Here is a 21,494-nt window from a genome sequence, read left to right as displayed (position 1 = left end):
CACGCCGACGGGACCTAAAAACAAAAACAATACGTCACATTCGCAGGCATCCTCATGTCTCAAACCAGCGCTTCGCTTGCTCACGACATCATCATTCAGGATTCATGGACCCGCTGCCGGGACTTCGGCCTCAGTCATCAGACGCGTCCCTCATTCGGCCAATTGCCGGGGACGGAGGTTTCCAGGCTGCTGGAGCGCCATCACGGACTGGTACAGACCACCCATCAGGAGGTCCTGCCGGTCTACGAAAACATTCTCAGCAACTCCAGCTGTCTGATTCTGCTGGCCGACCGTCAAGGTCAGTTGCTCAAGTCATGGGGTGCACAACGCTTCGTCGAATCGTCCCAGGCTCAAGGCTTCATGCCAGGTGCCAGCTGGAACGAACGCGGCACGGGCACCAACGCCATCGGCACGGCGCTGGCCTGCGAAGAGGCCATCCATATTGAACCGGACGAGCATTTCCTCAAGGCCAACCGTTTCATGACCGGTTCGGCCTCACCGATCTTCGACGCAGACAGGCGCATCATCGCCGTGCTGGATGTGTCCAGCGACAGCTTTCTGCCACCTTCGCACACGCTGGGCATGGTCAAAATGATGAGCCAGTCGGTGGAAAACCGCCTGATCCTCGACCAGTTTCGCGACTCCCATTTCCAGCTGATCTTCAATACCGGCCTGAACAACCTCGACAGCCAATGGGCTGGCCTGCTGATTTTTGACGAAAGCGGCCAGATCCTGTGCGCCAATCGGCGTGCCGACGCCTTGCTGGGGACGACTCCGGCCGGTGCCAGCATCGAGACGCTGTTCAAGTGTCCGATCCTGCAACTGCTCAGCGAGACCGAAGCGCGTCCGTTTGCGCTGCATGCATTTGGCAACAATCGCTTTCAATGCCTGCTCAAGCGTCCGACTCGCAAACCATTGAAGCTGCATTGCGTCCAGGCTGCGCAGGTGCCTGCTGCACCACGAAACCTTGATCTGCAGGCGATCAGCCTGGGCGATGCGAAGGTCGAGAAGGCTGTGCGTCAGGCGCAGCGGCTGCTGGAAAAAGACATCCCGCTGCTCATTCATGGGGAAACCGGGGTCGGCAAGGAAGTGTTTGTCAAAGCCCTGCATCAGGCCAGTGCACGCGCCAGCCAGCCGCTAATCGCGGTCAACTGTGCAGCGATCCCGGCCGATCTGGTCGAGGCCGAGCTGTTTGGCTATGAAAGAGGCGCCTTCACCGGGGCCAACCAGAAAGGCAGCATCGGCCTGATCCGCAAGGCCGACAAAGGCACGCTGTTTCTCGACGAAGTGGGCGACATGCCGATGCCGGTACAGGCGCGACTGCTGCGTGTGCTGCAAGAGCGCTGCGTTCAGCCATTGGGCAGCAGCGAGTTGTATCCGGTCGATATACGGCTGATTTCAGCCACCAACCGGGGCCTGCGCGATCAGGTCCAGGCGGGGCTTTTTCGCCAGGATCTTTATTATCGGATCAGCGGCCTGAGCATCGAACTCCCGCCCCTCCGCGAGCGGACTGACAAACATGCGCTGATCCAGCGAATCTGGGAGCGGCACCGTGATGCTCACCAGCGCGCGGGCTTTTCCAGAGAAGTGCTTGAATTATTCGAGCATCACCCCTGGCCGGGCAACCTGCGCCAGCTCAACAGTGTGATTCAGGTAGCACTGGCACTGGCCGACGAACAGCCGATCGGCACTGACCATCTGCCCGAGGACTTTCTGCTCGACGCTCACGCGGATGAGGAATGCCGTGCCCCGGTCAGGACTCAGGAGTCGGCCACGCGCCTTCACTCGAGCGAAGACCTCGGCCAATTGTTTCAAGCGGCAGGCGGGAATATTTCACAGCTGGCCAAACGTCTGGGCGTCAGCCGCAACACGCTGTACAAGCGGTTGCGGGAGCAGCGGATCGTTTAGTGTTTGACGCTCGGCAGGCAGCACATCATCGAGGACAGGACGCGGAGCGTCCAGAACAGCATGCCCATGCGGAGCATGGGCACGATAGTATTTCAGGGATAGTCCTTGATCAGTCCGCCAGACGCCAGGTCGTGCCGCCCTTGCCGTCTTCCAGCAGCACGCCCATGGCGGTGATCCGGTCGCGGATACGGTCGGACTCGGCCCAGTCTTTCGCGGCACGCGCCGCCAGACGCGCCTGAATCAGCGCCTCCACTTCAGCCGCATCGACCCGTCCTTCCGCGCCAGCGCGCAAAAAGTCGTCGGCCTCGAGTTGCAGGACACCCAGCACGCTGGCCAGTTGCTTCAAGCGCGCCGCCAGACACGCCGCTGCTGCGATATCGGATTCGCGCAGACGATTGATCTCGCGGACCATCTCGAACAGCACCGCACAGGCTTCAGGCGTACCGAAGTCATCGTTCATCGCCGTGCTGAAACGCTCGACGAACGCCTCGCCACCCGCAGGTTCGGCGACCGGCAGGCCCTTGAGCGCGTGATAGAACCGCTCCAGTGCCGCCTTCGACTCACGCAGGCTGTCTTCGGAATAGTTGATCGCGCTGCGGTAGTGGCTCGACACCAGCAGGTAACGCACCACTTCAGGGTGGTATTTCTCCAGCACGTCGCGAATAGTGAAGAAGTTGTTCAGGGACTTGGACATCTTCTCGCCATTGATACGAATCATGCCGCAGTGCAACCAGGCATTGGCGTAGGTCTTGCCGGTGGCCGCTTCGCTCTGGGCGATTTCGTTTTCATGGTGCGGAAACTCCAGATCGCTGCCGCCACCATGAATATCGAAAGTCTCGCCCAGGCAGCAGGTCGACATCACCGAGCACTCGATATGCCAGCCTGGACGCCCTGCACCCCAGGGCGATTCCCAGCTTGGCTCGCCCGGCTTGACGCCTTTCCAGAGGACGAAGTCCAGCGGATCTTCCTTGGACTCGTCCACTTCGATGCGTGCGCCGATGCGCAGGTCTTCGATCTTCTTGCGCGACAGCTTGCCGTAACCCTGAAACTTGCCGACCCGGTAATACACATCGCCGTTACCCGGCGCGTAGGCATAGCCCTTGTCGATCAGGGTCTGGATCATGGCGTGCATGCCAGGGATATGGTCGGTGGCACGCGGCTCCATGTCCGGCTTGAGGATGTTGAGGAGCGCCTCGTCCTCGTGCATGGCCTCGATCATGCGCGCGGTCAGTGCGTCGAACGACTCACCGTTTTCCCGCGCCCGGTTGATGATCTTGTCGTCGATATCGGTAATGTTGCGCACATAGGTCAGTTCATAACCGCTGAAGCGCAACCAGCGCGTCACCAGATCGAACGCAACCATGCTGCGGCCATGGCCCAGGTGGCAGTAGTCGTACACGGTCATCCCGCAGACGTACATGCGCACCTTGTTGCCATCCAGCGGCTTGAAAACTTCTTTGCTCTTGGTGAGCGTGTTGTAGATAGAAAGCACGTGCTCCCCCTCAAACGTACAGCATCAGGTCCAGGAATCCCGCAACGTCACGGTGCGGTTGAAGACAGGTCGACCGGGTTTGGAGTCCTTGATGTCCGCGCAGAAATAACCTTCGCGTTCGAACTGGAAACGGTCTTCCGGTTGCGCTTGCGCCAATGAAGGCTCGGCGCGACAACCGGTCAGTACTTGCAGGGAGTCCGGGTTGATGTTGTCCAGAAAGCTTGCGCCCTCTTCGGCTTTTTCAGGGTTCGGCGAGCGGAACAGACGATCGTACAGACGCACTTCGCACTCTACGCTCTCGGCTGCCGGCACCCAGTGCACGACGCCCTTGACCTTGCGGCCTTCAGGGTTCTTGCCCAACGTTTCCGGGTCGTAGGAGCAACGCAGCTCGATGATGTTGCCGTCGGCATCCTTGATCGCCTCATCGGCACGGATCACATAGCTGCCGCGCAAACGCACTTCACCATTGGGCTCAAGACGCTTGTAGCCCTTCGGCGGCTCTTCCATGTAATCGTCGCGATCGATGTACAGCTCCCGCGAGAACGGCAGCTCGCGCATGCCCAGATCTTCTTTCGGGTGGCGCGGCAGTTCCAGCTTCTCGACCTGGCCTTCCGGGTAGTTGGTGATGACCACTTTCAGCGGCCGCAGCACGCACATGGCGCGCGGCGCGCTGTGGTCCAGGTCGTCGCGGATGCTGAATTCGAGCATGCCGAAATCGACCACGCCATCAGAGCGGTTGGTGCCGATCATTTCGCAGAAATTGCGAATCGATTTGGGCGTGTAGCCACGGCGACGGAAGCCCGACAGCGTCGACATGCGTGGGTCATCCCAGCCATTGACGTGTTTCTCGTCAACCAGTTGCTTGAGCTTGCGCTTGCTGGTGATGGTGTAGTTCAGGTTCAGGCGCGAGAACTCATACTGACGCGGCTTGCACGGCACCGGCAGGTTGTCGAGAAACCAGTCGTACAGCGGACGATGGCTTTCGAACTCCAGGGTGCAGATCGAGTGGGTGATGCCTTCGAGGGCATCCGACTGACCGTGGGTGAAGTCATAGATCGGATAGATGCACCACTTGTCGCCGGTCTGATGGTGATGCGCATGGCGAATGCGGTAGATGATCGGGTCACGCAGGTTCATGTTCGGCGAGGCCATGTCGATTTTGGCGCGCAGTACGCGAGCGCCATCCTCGAACTCACCGGCTTTCATGCGCGCGAACAGGTCGAGGTTTTCCTCGACGCTACGCTCGCGGAACGGACTGTTCTTGCCCGGCTCGGTCAGGGTGCCGCGATATTCGCGCGCCTGCTCGGGGGTCAGATCGTCCACATAGGCCTTGCCTGCCTTGATCAGCTCGACCGCCCAGTCGTGCAACTGGTCGAAATACTGCGAGGCGTAGCGCACTTCGCCCGCCCACTCGAAGCCCAGCCACTTGACGTCACTCATGATGGCGTCGATGTATTCCTGGTCTTCCTTGGCCGGGTTGGTGTCATCGAAACGCAGGTGCGTATCGCCACCGAACTCCTGGGCCAGACCGAAGTTCACGCAGATCGACTTGGCGTGACCGATGTGCAGGTAGCCGTTGGGCTCCGGCGGAAAGCGGGTCACGATTTTGCTGTGCTTGCCCGAGTCCAGGTCTGCCTGCACGATAGGACGCAGGAAATTGGTCGGTACGGCTGGACCTGCCTTTGAATGGGCAGCGGGTTCTGGAGTGGGCTTGCTCATAGGATCCTTGGACATACGTGCGCGGCCAGGGTAGGCCGACTAAATCAAAGCGCTTATCATAGCCGAAGCTGTCAAGTCCCTGACAACAGACTGCGTATTTGAAGGCATAAAAGCTGCAAAAGCGCTGAAAAATGTAACCTCGTCTGTAAACTGCGCGTCAGGGTCATAATCCGCCCATTCATGCATGACTAGAGAGCGACTTCCCAAATGCCTAATGTAAAGCTGACTACCAACCACGGCGACATCGTGCTGCAACTGAACGAAGAAAAAGCGCCGCTGACCGTTGCCAACTTCATCGAATACGTTAAAGCCGGCCACTACGAAAACACGGTTTTCCACCGTGTGATCGGCAATTTCATGGTTCAGGGCGGCGGTTTCGAGCCTGGCATGAAAGAAAAGAAAGACAAGCGCCCGAGCATCCAGAACGAAGCCGACAACGGTCTGCCGAACAAGAAGTACAGCGTCGCCATGGCCCGTACCATGGAGCCGCATTCGGCCTCTGCGCAGTTCTTCATCAACGTCGCTGACAACGCCTTTCTGAACCACAGCGCCAAGACCGTTCAGGGCTGGGGTTACGCTGTGTTCGGTGAAGTGATCGAAGGCACCGACGTGGTCGACAAGATCAAAGGCGTGGCGACTTCCAGCAAGGCCGGCCATCAGGACGTCCCGGTAGAAGACGTGATCATCGAGAAAGCCGAGATCGTTGAGTGATACTGCTGATCTCCGATCTGCATCTTGAACAGGAGCGCCCGGACATTACCCGGGCGTTTCTGGATCTGCTCGCAGGACGCGCTCGCGACGCCGAGTCGCTGTATATCCTCGGGGATTTCTTTGAAGTCTGGATCGGTGACGACGCGATGTCGCCGTTCCAGCTTTCGATCTGCAAGGCCCTGCGCGAATTGAGCGACAGCGGCACACGAATTTTTCTGATGCACGGCAACCGTGATTTCATGCTCGGCAAGGGTTTCTGCAAGGCAGCGGGCTGTACGCTGCTGGGCGACCCCAGTGTCGTGCAACTGAACGGTGAGCCGGTGCTGCTGATGCACGGCGACAGTCTGTGCACCCGCGATGAAGGCTATATCCGGATGCGTCGCTATCTGCGCCATCCGCTGACGCTGTTTATTTTGCGCCATTTGCCGCTGGGCACTCGCCACAAGCTGGCGCGCAAGTTGCGTAATGAGAGCCGTGCGCAAACCCGTATGAAGGCCAATGATATTGTCGATGTGACGCCGGACGAGGTGCCGCGAATCATGCAGCAGTTCGGTGTGCGTACGTTGGTCCACGGCCACACTCATCGTCCGGCTATTCATAAGTTGCAGATTGGCGATCAGGCGGCCAGGCGCATTGTGCTGGGTGACTGGGATCGTCAGGGCTGGGTGTTGCAAGTCGATGAGCAGGGTTTCAATCTGAGTTCGTTCGACTTTGTGCCCGAGACGGTTGCGCTGTTGAATTGATGGTGCGGGATCGCGTGAACTGAACCCGAAAAGCTGGACGGTTGACTATCGTTCCCATGGTCCGCGTGGGAATGCAGTTCGTGACGCTCTGCGTCACACAGCGGTTCTGCGATGTCAGGTGGATTGGGGTTCGGCTCAGGTCACCTTTGGATTGGGGCTCGACACAGACTCTCGTTCCCACGCTCCGCGTGGTAATGCCTTTCGTGACGCTCTGCGTCACACGGCGGTTCTGCGATATCAGGTAGATTGGCAGTAGGCTCAGGTCACCTTTTCGCCCCTCGGCGACTCACTTTGAGGGACCAAAGTGAGCAAAGTCCCCGCTCCTGTTTCCGGCCCGACTTCGTCGGGTTCCTTCGTCCTGACACTGATCCGGGGGTCGCTGCAACGGGCCATCCCTGGCCCGGTGCAGCTAACTCGGCATCCTTGCCGAGTTTCCCCCGGATCAATGTCAGGACTCAGCCGTCACTTACGTCGCAATCTGTGTCGTCAGTGCCATCGTGGTTGAAAAACACTTTTGCGGCAGTGGCTGCGGGTAAGGCATGAGATTGTTTTGAATATCGTTCCCATGCTCCGCGTGGGAATGCAGTTCGTGACGCTCTGCGTCACACAGCGGTTCTGCGTCGTCTGTGCCATCGTGGTTGAAAAAGCACTTTAGAGCAGTTTGGCCATAGACACGGTTCAGATAGGCGCACAAGAAACTAGTGCCCGCCGCCTGCCGCAGGCCCGGCCTTGGCGGCGAATGGGGGTTTGGCCAGCCAGACGAGCAGGATCAGTCCGGCGAATATCCAGCCCAGCAGGTAGAAGTAATCCACGGTGGACATCATGTAGGCCTGTGCGTTGAGGGTCTGCTCCAGTTGCGCGTAGGCTTGCGGGCTGGCGCCGCCCAGGCTGTCGAGGGCGTGGCGGGTGGCGGGGTCGAAGGTGCTGATGTTTTCGCTCAGGTAGGCATGATGCTGGTTGGCGCGGCGGATCCAGATCCAGGTGGTCAGCGATGCTGCGAAGCTGCCGCCCAGGGTGCGCAGGAAGGTTGCCAGTCCGGAGCCATCGGCGATCTGATCAGGCGGCAGGTCGGACAGCAGAATGCTCAGGGTCGGCATGAAGAACAGTGCCACGCCGATGCCCATGAACAACTGCACCATCGCCACGTGTTCGAAATCCACGTCGGTGTTGAAGCCTGCACGCATGAAGCAGCTCAGCCCCATCGCCAGGAACGCCAGCCCGGCCAGCAGACGCAGGTCGAACTTGTGCGCGTACTTGCCGACAAAGGGCGACATCAGTACCGGCAGGATGCCAATCGGCGCGACAGCCAGCCCCGCCCAGGTCGCGGTATAGCCCATCTGGGTCTGCAACCACTGCGGCAATATCAGGTTGATGCCGAAGAAGCCGGAATAGCCGCCGATCATGACCAGCGTGCCGATGCGGAAATTGCGGTAGGCAAACAGGCGCAGATTGACGATCGGGTGCTTGTCGGTCATTTCCCAGATGACGAAGAAAACCAGCGCCACCAGCGAAATTAGCGAGCCGAAGATGATGAAGTTCGACTCGAACCAGTCCAGATCATTACCCTTGTCGAGCACTATCTGCAGCGCACCCACACCGACGATCAGCGCCAGCAGGCCAATGTAGTCCAGCGGTTGGCGAGCCGTGCTGACCGGTCTCTTGGCCAGCTGCGTACGCACTACCAGCACAGCGAACAGACCGATGGGAATGTTGATGAAGAAGATCCACGGCCAGCTGTAACTGTCGGTAATCCAGCCACCGAGGATCGGCCCGGCAATGGGTGCAACTACCGTCACCATCGCCAGCAATGCCAGAGCCATGCCCCTTTTGGCGGGCGGGTACACCGCAATCAGCAGAGTCTGACTCATCGGGTACAGCGGCCCGGCGACCATGCCCTGCAGCGCCCGGAAGCCCACCAGTTCCGGCATGGACTGGGAAATGCCGCACAGAAACGAAGCGATCACGAACAGAATGGTGGCCCACAGGAACAGCTTGACCTCACCGAAGCGGCGACTGAGCCAGCCGGTCAGTGGCAAGGCAATCGCGTTGCTGACCGCAAACGAGGTGATCACCCAGGTGCTCTGCTCTGAACTGACTCCCAGGTTGCCGGCGATGGTCGGCAGCGCCACGTTGGCAATCGTGGTATCGAGCACCTGCATGAAGGTCGCCAGCGACAGACCGATGGTGCACAGCAACAGACTTGGCGGGGTAAAAGAAGCGGGGGCGTTGTTGCTCATCGCGAATCCCTGAAGACGAATGCGACACCCCGGCCAGCAGGCCGGGGCTCACGGATTGGCGGTTCAGCGCTGAACGGCAGTCTTGCCACCGGGCGCACTGTTCTCGTGAATCAGGCGGGCGATCAGCGCGTCGGCGTCAGCCAGTTGCTCGGTGTACACCTGAGTGCTGAAAGCGGCCTGCTTGCGCGGCTGTTGCGCCAGGACCGGACCGCTCTGGTCGTGCAGGTTGACCTCAACCGTGGTCGACAGGCCGATGCGCAATGGGTACTTCGCCAGCTCTTCAGGATTGATATGCACCCGCACCGGCACGCGCTGGACGATCTTGATCCAGTTGCCGGTGGCGTTCTGCGCCGGCAGCAACGCAAAGGCACTGCCGGTACCGGCCCCCAGGCTGTCGATGGTGCCGCTGTACTTCACATCGCTGCCATACAGGTCGGAGCTGATCTCCACCGGCTGACCGATGCGCATCTTGCCCAACTGGGTCTCCTTGAAGTTGGCATCGATCCACAACTGATCCAGCGGGATGACCGCCATGGTAGCGGTGCCCGGCTGAATGCGTTGCCCCAGTTGCACGGTGCGCTTGGCCACGTAGCCGGTGACCGGTGCCACGAGTGTTGAACGTGCGTTGGTCAGGTAGGCCTGACGCAACTGCGCAGCCGCTGCCTTGACGTCCGGGTGCGAGGACACCACGGTGTCATCGACCAGCGCCACGCTGGTGCTCAATTGCTGCTGAATATTGTTCAGGGCGCTCTGCGCGCTGGTCAGGCTGTCCCTGGCGTGCGACAGCTCTTCCTGGGAAATCGCCCCGCCGGCTGCGAGGCTGCGACGGCGATTATAGTTGTCCTGAGCGGTCTGCACGGCAGCACGCTGCGCGGCCAGTTGCGCCTTCATGCCATCGACATTGCTATAGAGGCCGCGCACCTGGCGCACGACCTTGCCCAGATTGGCCTCGGCGCTTTGCAGCGAGACTTCGGCATCGCTCGGGTCGAACTTGAGCAGAACCTGCCCTTCGTGCACCAGATCACCATCGTCCGCACCAATACTGATGACGGTTCCGGTGACCAGCGGGGTGATTTCGACCACGTTGCCATTCACATAGGCATCGTCGGTCTCTTCGCTCCATTGGCCGTAGATCTCGTACCAGGCCCAGATGCCCAGTGCGAGGATCACCACGACAATGGCAAGCCCGATCAGCATGAACGTGCGCTTGCCGGACTTCGGCTCCTGTTCAGGAGCCGGGGCAGATGTGTTTTCAGCGGCAGCAGTGGCCATGGCAGTTACCTTTAATCAGCGAAGCGACGGAACGACGGCGATCAGGCTCACGCCTGCCAACACGTCGGCCGCTCAGCGTTTAGCTTTGGGGTTGAAGCTCAAACGAGTCAGAGTGATGTGGTCATCAGCAGCCACCAGCACTTTGGTGAGAATTCTTTTCAGGCTCTCGACCTCTTCACTGTCGAGCGCCGCGAACGTGTCGTTCATCGCGTCCGCGCCAATCTGCGGCAGCAGATCGGAGAGCGCCTGCCCCTGCTCGGTCAGCGCCAGACGCACCTGACGGCGATCGGTCGCGGAGCGCTGGCGCACCACCAGCCCCTTCTGTTCCAGGCGATCGAGCATGCGGGTCATCGAACCACTGTCCAGCGACAGGTGCCGACACAATTCCACGGGGGTATCGGTAGAAAACTGGGCAATGATGATCAGCACCTTGAATTGCGCGAACGTTACGTCATAGGGCAGCAGGTACTTGTCGAGCATGCGGTCTTTGAGCGCATTGGTACGACCGACCAGCAGCCCGATGAGGCTGGATTCAAAATTGTCGGGGCTGAAATGTTTCATGGATTGACCCAGATAGCTGCCTAGGCAGTGATTGCAAAATATTACTGCCTAGGCAGCCGTTGTCAAAGCATTTATTAGCTTGCTTACTAAATACCCATAAAAAAACGACCGCTGGCAAGGCGGTCGTTTTGGAGGGAACGCGAGAGCAATCAGGCGGCGACAGGTACGCCACTGTGAAAGCGGAACTCTTCGTCAGGGCTTTCGATCAGCTCACGCTCGGCCAGACGGATCTCCTCGATCTTGGCATCGACATCAGCCTTGTCGCCGTAGCTGTAAGCCAGCTTGAGGTAGTCCTGAAAGTGCCGCGCTTCGGACTTCAGCAGGCCGCCATAGAACTTGGCCAGCTCTTCGTCCAGATGCGGCACCAGCGCGGCGAAGCGTTCGCAGGAACGCGCCTCGACGATGGCACCGACGATCAGCGCATCGGTCAGCCGGTACGGGTTGTGATTGCGCACCAGCTTGCGCAGCGCTCCGGCATAACGGGCCGAGCTGATATTGGCCATGGGGATCTGGCGCTTTCTGATGATGCTGATGACTTGCTCGAAATGGCGCAGTTCTTCCCGGGCCAGACGTGACATCTTGCTCAACAGGTCGAACTTGTCGTTGTACTGAAACATGAACTGGAACGCGGCCCCGGCGGCCTTCTTCTCGTTGTTCGCATGGTCGATCAGCAGGATGTCCAGATTGCGCAGCGCGGCCTGGACCCAGCTGTCGGGGGTGCGGCAAAGCAGGAAGGCTTCGATTTCAGGGATCGGGTACATAGGCTCACAGAATGACGGAGAGGCACGGCCGGGCATTATACGAGCAGCAACGATGCCCCGCGACACAAAAGCATGCCGGGTTTGTCAGGCGCCGAAGGCGTCGCGCAAAAAGCCTGGCGCGATGTAACGCTGATAGTGCGCCTCGGACAGCAGGAAAAACTCGCGGTCGATCGCATCGCGCAGTTCCGGCAGCGTCCAGTCGCGGAACTCCGGCAACAGCACAAAACCATAGGCCTCGACCTGGCTGATGACCCGGGCACCACGGGCGATCAACTGGTAAGCCCAGCAATATTCGGACTGGTGCGGCACAAAGCGGATCTTGCGCTGGATGAGCTGCGCACGCAGCCTGTCGGCATCGAAGACTTCGAGCTTGGCAGTCATAACCTGGACCAGCAGTTGCTCCAGACGCAGCCAGACGGCTCTTTTTTCGTCTTCGTTATAGCCGTTCCAGTGGATGACCTCGTGGTGGAACCGCTTGCAGCCACGGCACACCAGATCCCCGTAAACAGTGGAGCAGAGGCCGACGCAGGGAGTTTTGATAATGTAATCGGGCATGTCAGGCAGGACTGCGGAAGGCGAAACAGGGACTCATGTTAGCCCTTTGTCTAAGCAAGTTCACCCCCGAAGATGTAGGGGCTAACTTACCTTTGGCAAAGTTTTGGCGTAGAATCAGCGAGCCTTTTAAGGCGCCAATGTCCGTTGGAAGCTGTTTTCAAAGCGTCACGAGCACAGTCAAGTTAATCCCGCAGTGCGGCGTCGACAGGCCATTCCCTCATCACGAATGGCCGTGTCGACCGCCACTCCCCCCGCCCTGCAGGCGTAAAACTTTGAAAACAGCTTCTGTTAGGAATCACCGATACCCTGCCAACAAGGCTCAATAAGCCTTGCGTGGGTACGGGCGATTTCTGGATGAGCGTCCCGGACACCCATTTGGGACCACTGATGAGGGTTAATACTGTGCTTGAAGCCTACCGTAAACATATCGAAGAGCGTGCCGCCCAGGGCATCGTGCCCCAGCCGCTTAACGCCGAACAAACTGCAGGCCTGGTCGAGCTGCTGAAGAATCCCCCGGCTGGCGAAGAAGCTTTCCTTGTCGATCTGATCACCAATCGCGTTCCGCCAGGCGTTGACGAAGCTGCCTACGTCAAGGCCGGTTTCCTGTCTGCCCTGGCCAAGGGCGAAGCCACTTCTCCCCTGATCGACAAAAAACGCGCTACCGAACTGCTCGGCACCATGCAAGGTGGCTACAACATCGTCACCCTGGTTGAACTGCTCGACGACGCCACCCTCGCGCCAGTCGCTGCCGAACAACTCAAGCACACCCTGCTGATGTTCGACGCCTTCCACGACGTGGCCGAAAAAGCCAAGAACGGCAATGCCCACGCCAAGGCTGTGCTGCAGTCCTGGGCTGACGGCGAGTGGTTCAAGAAGCGCCCGACGCTGGCCGACAAGATCAGCCTGCGCGTCTTCAAGGTCACCGGCGAAACCAACACCGACGACCTGTCCCCTGCCCCTGATGCCTGGTCGCGTCCGGACATCCCGCTGCACGCCCTGGCCATGCTGAAAATGGCCCGTGACGGCATCGTCCCTGACGTTCAGGGCGCAATCGGCCCGATGAAGCAGATCGAAGAAATGCGCGGTCAGGGCTTCCCGATTGCCTACGTCGGTGACGTGGTCGGTACCGGTTCCTCGCGTAAATCGGCAACCAACTCGGTACTCTGGTTCTTCGGCGACGACGTCCCTTACGTCCCGAACAAGCGTGCCGGCGGTTTCTGCTTCGGCAGCAAAATTGCTCCGATCTTCTACAACACCATGGAAGATGCCGGCGCTCTGCCAATCGAATTCGATGTCTCGAACATCAACATGGGTGACGTGATCGACGTCTACCCCTACGCCGGCAAGGTCTGCAAGCACGACAGCGACGAAGTCATCACCACCTTCGAAATGAAGACCCCGGTGCTGCTCGACGAAGTCCGCGCTGGCGGCCGTATTCCGCTGATCATCGGTCGTGGCCTGACCAGCAAGGCGCGCGCCGAACTGGGCCTGCCGGAGTTCGACCTGTTCAAGACCCCTGACCAGCCAGCCGAAAGCACCAAGGGTTACACCCTGGCGCAGAAGATGGTCGGCAAGGCATGCGGCGTAGCGGGCGTTCGTCCGGGCACCTACTGCGAACCGAAGATGACCACCGTCGGCTCCCAGGACACCACTGGCCCGATGACCCGCGACGAACTGAAAGACCTGGCGTGCCTGGGCTTCTCGACCGATCTGGTCATGCAGTCGTTCTGCCACACCGCGGCCTATCCGAAGCCGATCGACGTCAAGACGCACCACACGCTGCCTGACTTCATCATGACCCGCGGTGGCGTTTCCCTGCGTCCGGGCGACGGCATCATCCACAGCTGGCTGAACCGCATGCTGCTGCCGGACACCGTCGGCACCGGTGGCGACTCGCACACCCGCTTCCCGATCGGTATCTCCTTCCCGGCCGGTTCCGGCCTGGTGGCATTCGCTGCTGCAACGGGCGTCATGCCGCTGGACATGCCTGAATCGATCCTGGTTCGCTTCAAGGGCAAGATGCAACCTGGCATCACCCTGCGCGACCTGGTTCACGCCATTCCTTACTACGCGATTCAGGCTGGCCTGCTGACCGTAGAGAAGAAAGGCAAGAAGAACGCATTCTCCGGTCGCATCCTGGAGATCGAAGGCCTCGACAACCTGAGCATCGAACAGGCTTTCGAGCTGTCCGACGCCTCTGCCGAGCGTTCGGCTGCCGGTTGCACCATCAAGCTGGCCAAAGAGCCAATCATCGAATACCTGAATTCGAACATCACCCTGCTGCGCTGGATGATCGAACAGGGTTACGGTGATCCTCGCACCCTGGAGCGTCGTGCTCAGGCGATGGAAGCCTGGGTTGCCAACCCGGAGCTGCTGGAAGCCGACAAGGACGCCGAGTACGCCGAAATCATCGAAATCGATCTGGCCGACGTCAAGGAGCCTGTGCTCTGCGCGCCGAACGACCCGGACGATGCCCGCCTGCTGTCTTCGGTACAGGGCGAGAAGATCGACGAAGTGTTCATCGGTTCGTGCATGACCAACATCGGCCACTTCCGCGCTGCGGGCAAGTTGCTGGATCAGGTCAAGGGCCAGCTGCCGACGCGTCTGTGGCTGTCGCCGCCGACCAAGATGGATGCTCACCAGCTGACCGAAGAAGGCTACTACGGCATCTACGGCAAGGCTGGCGCACGCATGGAAATGCCGGGCTGCTCGCTGTGCATGGGTAACCAGGCACGCGTTGAACCGAACGCGACCGTGGTGTCGACCTCGACCCGTAACTTCCCGAACCGTCTGGGTGATGGCGCGAACGTCTACCTGGCCTCGGCCGAGCTGGCGTCCGTTGCCTCGATTCTGGGTCGTCTGCCGACGGTCGAAGAGTACATGGGCTACGCCAACCAGATCGACACCATGGCAGCGGACGTGTACCGCTACCTGAGCTTCGATCAAATCGCCGAGTTCCGTGAAGCCGCAGCGAACGCCAACATCCCGGCCGTTCAAGTGTAAGCACGAAAGCAGGCATCAGAAGAACCCCATCCTCGTGATGGGGTTTTTTTGCTTTCGAGCATGCCCGTACATATATTTTTCACATTCACATGGCTATAGTGGCGGCCCTTGTTGGGGAGTAGCCTGCTCGTGACTCCGGTCACAGAGCGTTCGTATCAACATTCTCGGCAGCATGCCGTGGTGCGAACACCTTCTGGTTGGCGAGACCAACGATGCATCCATGCCTAAAGTCGGGCGTGTGGTTGCGTCGTTGACTCATAGCCCGACTGGATATAACCGTGAACCCGATTTCCCTCCTCTTTCTCGCGCTTGCCATGTCCACGGACGCCTTTGCTGCGGCTCTTGGTAAAGGAGCAAGCCTGCATAAACCGCGCTTTCTCGAAGCGTTGCGCACGGGCCTCATATTCGGCGCCATCGAAACCATCACGCCGGTCATCGGCTGGGGCATTGGCCAGGTGGCTGCGCGCTTCGCCGAGAGCTGGGATCACTGGATCGCCTTCACCCTGTTGCTGGTGCTCGGCCTGCACATGATCTACAACGGCATCAAGCACGACGATGACGAAGAGCAGGAAAAGCCGGGGCAGCATTCTTTCTGGATTCTCGCCGTCACCGCATTCGCCACCAGTATCGATGCACTGGCGGTCGGCGTAGGCCTGGCGTTTGTCGACGTCAATATCGTGGTTGCCGCCCTGGCCATCGGCCTGGCGACCACGGTCATGGTCACCATCGGCGTGATGCTGGGCCGGGTGCTGGGCACCATGGTCGGCAAACGCGCTGAAATCATTGGCGGTATCGTGTTGATCGTGGTGGGTGCGACGATTCTTTATGAGCACCTGTCGGCGGCGCAGTAATCGGCTGATCGAACCTATCAGTCAGACACAAAAAAACCCGCATCTTTCGATGCGGGTTTTTTATGGGTACAGCTTTTACAGCCTGGTTACACGGTAATGCCCTGCCCGCTCATGGCCAGGTCCAGCAGTTCGCGGTTGGCAACGGCATACATGGCGTAATCCGTGCCGCTTGCCGCACGCAACTCGACCAGCATGGCACGCCAGCGCTCGACCATCAGTGTGTGTTGCTCCAGCCACAGAGCCAGACGCGCATCGATTTCCGAAGGACCGTCGGCCATCTGCAGAACCGACACGGTAATCGCCCGCTGTTGCCAGTCGACATCGTCACGGAACGCTTCACGTGCCAGAGCCTGCCAGTTGTTTTCCACCGGCAGACTGCTGATCTGCTGCAAGTACCAGGTAATGTCCAGTGCGCTGCCGACGGCGAAGTACGCCTTGGCCACGTCCGCAGCGTTCTGCCCGGTCACGTCGGAGGCTTCGATGATCGGCAACAGCGTATACAGGTGCGTCGTACCGGCGACCATGCGCGCCAGCAGTTCCGGCACACCGGCTTCGACATAGGCCTGATAACGGGTCTGCCAGATCTCGCGGGTCGGGCCTTCCAGCAGTTCGTCAAGCTTGAGACCCAGTGCAGCGAGGTGCGGACCGAAGTGCGCTACGTCACGACCAGCGTCCAGCTCGTTGCGACGGCTGCGCAGGAACCAGCGTGTGGCACGACGCCCCAGGCGCATCAGCTCATCCATCAACGCCAGCTGGATTTCGGCCGAAACCTTGTAGTCCAGCGCCTCGATCTGACGGAACCAGTGCGGCAGGTGGAAGATGTCACGCACGATCACGTAGGCCCCGGCCACCGCAGCAGCGCTCATGCCGGTCGACTCCTTGAGCCGCTGCACGAAGGTGATGCCCATGTGGTTGACCAGATCGTTGGCGATCTGCGTGCTGACGATCTCGCGCTTCAGGCGGTGGCCGCGCATGGCCGTGGAAAACTTGGCGCCCAGCGAAGGCGGGAACGCGGTTTCCATATCACGCGCCAGATAATCGTCATCCGGCACACGGGATTCCAGCAACGCTTCCTTGAGGTCGATTTTGCTGTACGAGATCAACACCGACAGTTCGGCACGACTCAAGCCCTGCTTGGCCGCAATCCGCTCGGCAATCTGCTCTTCAGCAGGCAGGAACTCGATGGCACGATCAAGCTTGCCACGCGCCTCCAGGTCACTCATCAGGCGCTTGTATTCGGCAATCCGCTCGTAAGCACGACGGGCTGCCAGCGACAACGCCTGGGTCTGTTTGTAGTTGTTGCCCAGCACCAGGTGGCCGACCTCGTCGGTCATGCTCTCGAGCAGCTGATTGCGCTGCTTCTCGGTCATGTCACCGGCCTGCACCACTTCGTTGAGCAGGATCTTGATGTTCACTTCGTGGTCGGAGCAGTCCACACCGCCTGCGTTGTCGATGAAGTCGGTGTTGGTCGCGCCGCCATTGAGGCCGAACTCGACACGGCCCAGCTGGGTCATGCCCAGGTTGCCGCCCTCGCCCACCACCTTGCAACGCAGCTCGTTGCCGTCGACGCGCAGCGCATCGTTGGCCTTGTCGCCGACATCGGCGTGCGACTCTTCGCTGGACTTCACGTAGGTGCCGATACCGCCGTTCCACAACAGATCGACCGGTGCCTTGAGCAGCGCATGCAGCAGTTCGGTCGGGGTCAGCTTGTCGGCCTTGATGTCGAAGCGCGCCTTCATCTGTTCGGTGATGGCAATGCTCTTCAGGCTGCGCGGGAAGATCCCGCCGCCAGCGGACATGATGCTGGTGTCGTAGTCGGTCCACGACGAGCGCGGCAGATTGAACAGGCGCTGACGCTCTGCAAAGCTGCTGGCCGGGTCCGGATTCGGATCGATAAAGATGTGCAGGTGGTTGAACGCTGCGACCAGCTGCAGCTTGTCAGACATCAACAGGCCGTTGCCGAACACGTCACCGGCCATGTCGCCGATACCGATCACGCTGATGCTGTCCTGCTGCACATTGATGTCGCGTTCACGGAAGTGACGCTGCACGCCCACCCATGCGCCCTTGGCGGTGATGCCCATCTTCTTGTGATCGTAACCGGCAGAACCACCGGAAGCGAAGGCGTCACCCAGCCAGAAACCGTAGTCGATGGCAATGCCGTTGGCGATGTCGGAGAACGTCGCCGTGCCCTTGTCGGCTGCCACCACCAGATACGGGTCATCGTCGTCATGACGCACAACGTTGACCGGCGGCACCAGCGCGCCTTCCTTGAGGTTGTCGGTGATGTCCAGCAGCCCGGAGATGAAGATGCGGTAGCAGGCGATTGCCTCGGCCTGCACTTCGTCGCGGTTGCCGGTGGTCGGCAGGCGACGCGGCACGAAGCCGCCCTTGGCACCTACCGGCACAATCACCGAGTTCTTCACCTGCTGGGCTTTTACCAGGCCCAGCACTTCGGTACGGAAGTCTTCCTCGCGGTCCGACCAGCGCAGGCCGCCACGCGCCACGTTGCCGAAGCGCAGATGCACACCTTCGACACGCGGCGAATAGACGAAGATTTCAAACTTGGGCACCGGCTTGGGCAGTTCGGGAATCAGGCGCGGGTTGAACTTGAAACTGAAGTAGCTCTTGCTCTGCCCGTTGGCATCGGACTGATAGAAGTTGGTCCGCAGCGTGGCTTTGATCAGGTCCAGATAGCGACGCAGGATGCGGTCTTCGTTGAGCACCTGCACGTCATCCAGCGCAGTCAGAATGGCCTGCTCCAGACGCAACTGCTTGTCGTCGAGATCGTCGGAACCCAGCTTGCGCGCCAGATAGAACCGGGTCTTGAACAGACGCGTCAGCTCGCGGGCGATGTCGGTGTGGTTGTTCAGCGTGGTGGCGATGTAGCCCAGATCGAAGCCCAGACGAATCTGCTTCAGATAACGCGCATAAGCCCGCAGCAGCGCCACGTCACGCCATGGCAGACCGGCGGTGAGCACCAGGCGGTTGAACGCATCGTTTTCGGCATCGCCGCGCACGATGTGCACGAACGCATCCTGCAGGGTGTCATTGAGCTGCTGGATATCGAGGTTCAGACCTTCGCCGTAAGTGAAGGCGAAATCGTGAATCCAGAACTCGCGACCGTTGGCATGATGCAGGCGGTACGGGAACTCGCCCAGCACGCGCAGGCCAAGGTTTTCCAGAATCGGCAACACATCGGACAAGGCCAGCGGTGTATCGGCGTGATACAGCTTGCAATGCAATTGCTGGCGGCCACCGGCCAGTGGCTGGTAGAAGCTCATCACCAGCGGATTGGCTTCGCTGAGGCTCAGTACGTGCTGCATATCGACGACTGCCGAATGCGCCGCAAAGCGCTCGCGATATCCGGCCGGGAAGCCTTTCGGGAAGTCGGCCAGCACGTTGGTGCCGTGCGCTTCACCGAAGCTTTCAACCACCAGACTGGCGTAGTCGTCCTTCCACGAACGGCACGCCTGAATGACTTCGTTTTCCAGCTGGGCGACGTCGATGTCCAGATTGATCTTCGGGTCCACGCGCAGAATCAACTGCACCCGCGCCAGCACCGATTCGGAGAAGAACGTCCAGAACTCGCAATCGCTGGCCTTGAGGCGGTCCATCAGGACCTGCTGAATCTTCTGGCGTACTTCGGTGGAATATACGTCGCGTGGCACATAGGCCAGGCAGTAGCAGAACCGGCCGTACGGGTCCTTGCGCAGGAACACGCGAATCTTGTTGCGCTCCTGAATCTGCACGATGGACATGACCGTGGTGAACAATTCGTCCACCGGCGTCTGGAACAGGTCGTCACGTGGCAGCACTTCGACCACCTGCGCCAGCTCCTTGCCCAGGTGCGCCTTGGCGTCGAAGCCGGAGCGACGCTCGACCTCGGCGACCTTGCGACGGATGTACGGAATCTGCCGCACGCTCTCGCCATACACCGACGAGGTGTACAGGCCCATGAAGCGACATTCCTTGATGACCTTGCCCGACGCGTCGATCTGCCGGATCGAAACGTAATCCGGATAAGCCGGGCGGTGCACGCGGCTTGGATGCGCCGCCTTGGCAAACGACAGCAGCACCGGTTCCTGCAGGTATTTCACCGCGTAGTCTTCGATGTGCAGTTCTTCGCGGGTCAGGCCGGGGCGCAGCAGTCGGGTCAGCCCCAGGAAAGACGACTCGTCGTAGACCAGCTGGCCGCCTTCGGCGTCGTTGCGCACTTCGAACTCTTCGTAGCCGAGGAAGGTGAAGTGGTTGTCTACCAGCCATTGCAGGAAGACCTTGATCTCGGCCTTTTCCTCGACATCGGTGTTCGACTCGTTGGCATCGATACTGGCCAGCAGTTCGTGCAGACGCGCTTTCATCGGCCCGAAATCTTCGACGACGGCGCGTACTTCGCCAAGCACCTGCTCCAGCTCGCGCGCCAGCACGTTCAACTCGCTGACATTGGCGCAGCGGTCGATCTCCAGGTACATCAGCGATTCCTGCAGCACGTCTTCGCCGGTGGTGCCTTTGGGCAGCAGCTCGAGCAATTCGCCAGCAGCGCCGCGACGCACGCTCAGCACGGTGGTCTGCAGGGTGTGGATGCTGTAGCCGCGGCGGTTCAGCTCGGTACGTACGGAGTCGACCAGAAACGGCAGGTCATGATGCAGCACTTCAACGGCAGTATGAGTCGATTGCCAGCCGTGGCGCTCGTAATCGGGGTTGTAGACACGGACCTGCGGGTGAGCATGTTCGAAACGCTCCAGCAGGCGCCACGCGGACAAGGTGCAGCCTGCCAGGTCGGAAAGCCGCCGCTGGGTGAGTTCGTCGAGGGAAATGATGCCGAAGAATTGCTCGGCAAACAGCGCCACTTGTGGCAGTGCCTGTTCGCTGATGTGCTGAGCCAGTGCCGCTTGCAGTTGATGCTGGAAGTCGGCCTTGCTGGCTGCGGTGAAGAACGCCATCTGTGGTACTCCGCTTTGGCTTTTATTGGGGAGGCTTGAAGAAGGTGTTGAAACCGGTGTGCCCTTGCAGTCAATCGCGTGGGCATCACCTGATCGAGTGTAAAGCTAAAGTAGTAACGCGCGCTGTGTCAGGGTAGTCACATTTGTATATCGCGGTGAAAAAACGCTACGCGCACCCGACACCGTACACCACTCGTCTGTCATGCAGCTTAACGAGAGCTGAGCGCACACTGCTTACGAGGCTGCGACATATTCGGTCATCAGGTCGCGATACACTGCGTACGATGGTGCCAATATCGCCCGACATAATTTGCCCGGGACTGGCAAAATCCCCTCACGCCTTACCTGGACAGACCCGGAGCCCCCCATGCAAATCAAGACCGCCAGCCTCATCGCCAACCCGTGCGACGACGAATACGACGATATGGCACTGCTCTGCTGCCACGCAGAAAACGGCATGCTGTTTTCCCTGACCCGTTTCCCGGACGAGAACGAAGTGGAAATCACCGTCAGCGACGACAAGTCACTGAACGTGTCCAGCCTGAAGGTCACCTTCAGTGCCGAGCGCCTGCTGGTGGAAATCGAACCGCAGGACGCCAAGCAGCTCGATGGCCACCATCAGTACGAAATTCTCCATGCCACCGACGCAGGCGAGTTGCAGGACGTTCACCAGACGTTACAGATCATTCTCGAAAACGTCGGTGAGTACACCAGCACAATCAGCTGATGGGCAAAAAG

14 protein-coding genes are annotated in these 21,494 nt (G+C 59.9%); 6 read left to right on the top strand and 8 right to left on the bottom strand.

Annotated features, from left to right (window positions below):
• Nucleotides 1-54: 54 nt before the first annotated feature.
• On the top strand, nucleotides 55-1,908 hold the full coding sequence (locus tag AC54XV_RS08905; RefSeq protein ID WP_058399090.1) for a sigma-54-dependent Fis family transcriptional regulator: 1,854 nt from the start codon (nucleotides 55-57) through the stop codon (nucleotides 1,906-1,908).
• 109 nt (nucleotides 1,909-2,017) lie between these two features.
• On the opposite strand, the gene cysS is transcribed toward AC54XV_RS08905, so the two are convergent.
• Both cysS and AC54XV_RS08895 read right to left on the bottom strand, forming a co-directional pair.
• Nucleotides 2,018-3,400, bottom strand: a complete 1,383-nt coding sequence (gene cysS, locus AC54XV_RS08900) for a cysteine--tRNA ligase (RefSeq protein WP_058399089.1) — start codon at nucleotides 3,398-3,400, stop codon at nucleotides 2,018-2,020.
• 24 nt (nucleotides 3,401-3,424) lie between these two features.
• A complete protein-coding gene (locus tag AC54XV_RS08895; protein ID WP_024642214.1) occupies nucleotides 3,425-5,119 on the bottom strand; it encodes a glutamine--tRNA ligase/YqeY domain fusion protein in 1,695 nt (564 codons plus the stop codon).
• Nucleotides 5,120-5,326: 207 nt separating this feature from the next.
• On the opposite strand from AC54XV_RS08895, the gene AC54XV_RS08890 reads away from it, so the two are divergent.
• Together AC54XV_RS08890 and lpxH are read left to right on the top strand one after the other, a co-directional pair.
• Nucleotides 5,327-5,830 (top strand): peptidylprolyl isomerase, encoded by a 504-nt coding sequence (locus AC54XV_RS08890; RefSeq protein ID WP_003404493.1) that lies wholly within the window; start codon nucleotides 5,327-5,329, stop codon nucleotides 5,828-5,830.
• The gene (gene lpxH, locus AC54XV_RS08885) at nucleotides 5,827-6,573 is read left to right on the top strand and encodes a UDP-2,3-diacylglucosamine diphosphatase (protein ID WP_058399088.1); all 747 of its coding nucleotides are present in this window, start codon (nucleotides 5,827-5,829) and stop codon (nucleotides 6,571-6,573) included. The genes AC54XV_RS08890 and lpxH overlap by 4 nt, the downstream gene beginning before the upstream one ends.
• Nucleotides 6,574-7,271: 698 nt before the next feature.
• On the opposite strand, the gene AC54XV_RS08880 is transcribed toward lpxH, so the two are convergent.
• The 5 genes from AC54XV_RS08880 to AC54XV_RS08860 all read right to left on the bottom strand — a co-directional run bounded on the left by AC54XV_RS08880 (nucleotide 7,272) and on the right by AC54XV_RS08860 (nucleotide 11,959).
• The gene (locus AC54XV_RS08880; RefSeq protein ID WP_225650789.1) at nucleotides 7,272-8,831 is read right to left on the bottom strand and encodes a DHA2 family efflux MFS transporter permease subunit; all 1,560 of its coding nucleotides are present in this window, start codon (nucleotides 8,829-8,831) and stop codon (nucleotides 7,272-7,274) included.
• A 42-nt stretch (nucleotides 8,832-8,873) separates the two neighbouring features.
• On the bottom strand, nucleotides 8,874-10,082 hold the full coding sequence (locus AC54XV_RS08875; RefSeq protein WP_011267203.1) for an HlyD family secretion protein: 1,209 nt from the start codon (nucleotides 10,080-10,082) through the stop codon (nucleotides 8,874-8,876).
• A 72-nt stretch (nucleotides 10,083-10,154) separates the two neighbouring features.
• On the bottom strand, nucleotides 10,155-10,643 hold the full coding sequence (locus AC54XV_RS08870) for a MarR family winged helix-turn-helix transcriptional regulator (protein ID WP_003404499.1): 489 nt from the start codon (nucleotides 10,641-10,643) through the stop codon (nucleotides 10,155-10,157).
• Between the two features lie 149 nt (nucleotides 10,644-10,792).
• Complete coding sequence (locus AC54XV_RS08865; RefSeq protein ID WP_003368536.1) at nucleotides 10,793-11,404, bottom strand: MiaE family protein; 612 nt, start codon at nucleotides 11,402-11,404, stop codon at nucleotides 10,793-10,795.
• A gap of 84 nt (nucleotides 11,405-11,488) precedes the next feature.
• On the bottom strand, nucleotides 11,489-11,959 hold the full coding sequence (locus tag AC54XV_RS08860) for a DUF1289 domain-containing protein (RefSeq protein WP_003404500.1): 471 nt from the start codon (nucleotides 11,957-11,959) through the stop codon (nucleotides 11,489-11,491).
• Between the two features lie 402 nt (nucleotides 11,960-12,361).
• Between AC54XV_RS08860 and acnB the strand changes: the two genes are divergently transcribed.
• Entirely contained in the window at nucleotides 12,362-14,962 is a 2,601-nt protein-coding gene (acnB, locus tag AC54XV_RS08855; RefSeq protein WP_003409708.1) for a bifunctional aconitate hydratase 2/2-methylisocitrate dehydratase, read from the top strand.
• Nucleotides 14,963-15,240: 278 nt separating this feature from the next.
• Entirely contained in the window at nucleotides 15,241-15,813 is a 573-nt protein-coding gene (gene mntP, locus AC54XV_RS08850; RefSeq protein ID WP_003318883.1) for a manganese efflux pump MntP, read from the top strand.
• Nucleotides 15,814-15,899: 86 nt separating this feature from the next.
• On the opposite strand, the gene AC54XV_RS08845 is transcribed toward mntP, so the two are convergent.
• Complete coding sequence (locus tag AC54XV_RS08845) at nucleotides 15,900-20,756, bottom strand: NAD-glutamate dehydrogenase (RefSeq protein WP_054091606.1); 4,857 nt, start codon at nucleotides 20,754-20,756, stop codon at nucleotides 15,900-15,902.
• Between the two features lie 367 nt (nucleotides 20,757-21,123).
• Between AC54XV_RS08845 and AC54XV_RS08840 the strand changes: the two genes are divergently transcribed.
• Nucleotides 21,124-21,483, top strand: coding sequence for a hypothetical protein (locus AC54XV_RS08840; protein ID WP_003406543.1), 360 nt, complete (start codon nucleotides 21,124-21,126; stop codon nucleotides 21,481-21,483).
• Nucleotides 21,484-21,494 lie beyond the last annotated feature (11 nt).

The sequence above is a fragment of the Pseudomonas fragariae (ex Marin et al. 2024) genome, assembly GCF_059621105.1.
The sequence above is the reverse complement of the archived record's forward strand: the minus strand, read 5'-3'. Positions and strand labels throughout refer to the sequence as shown.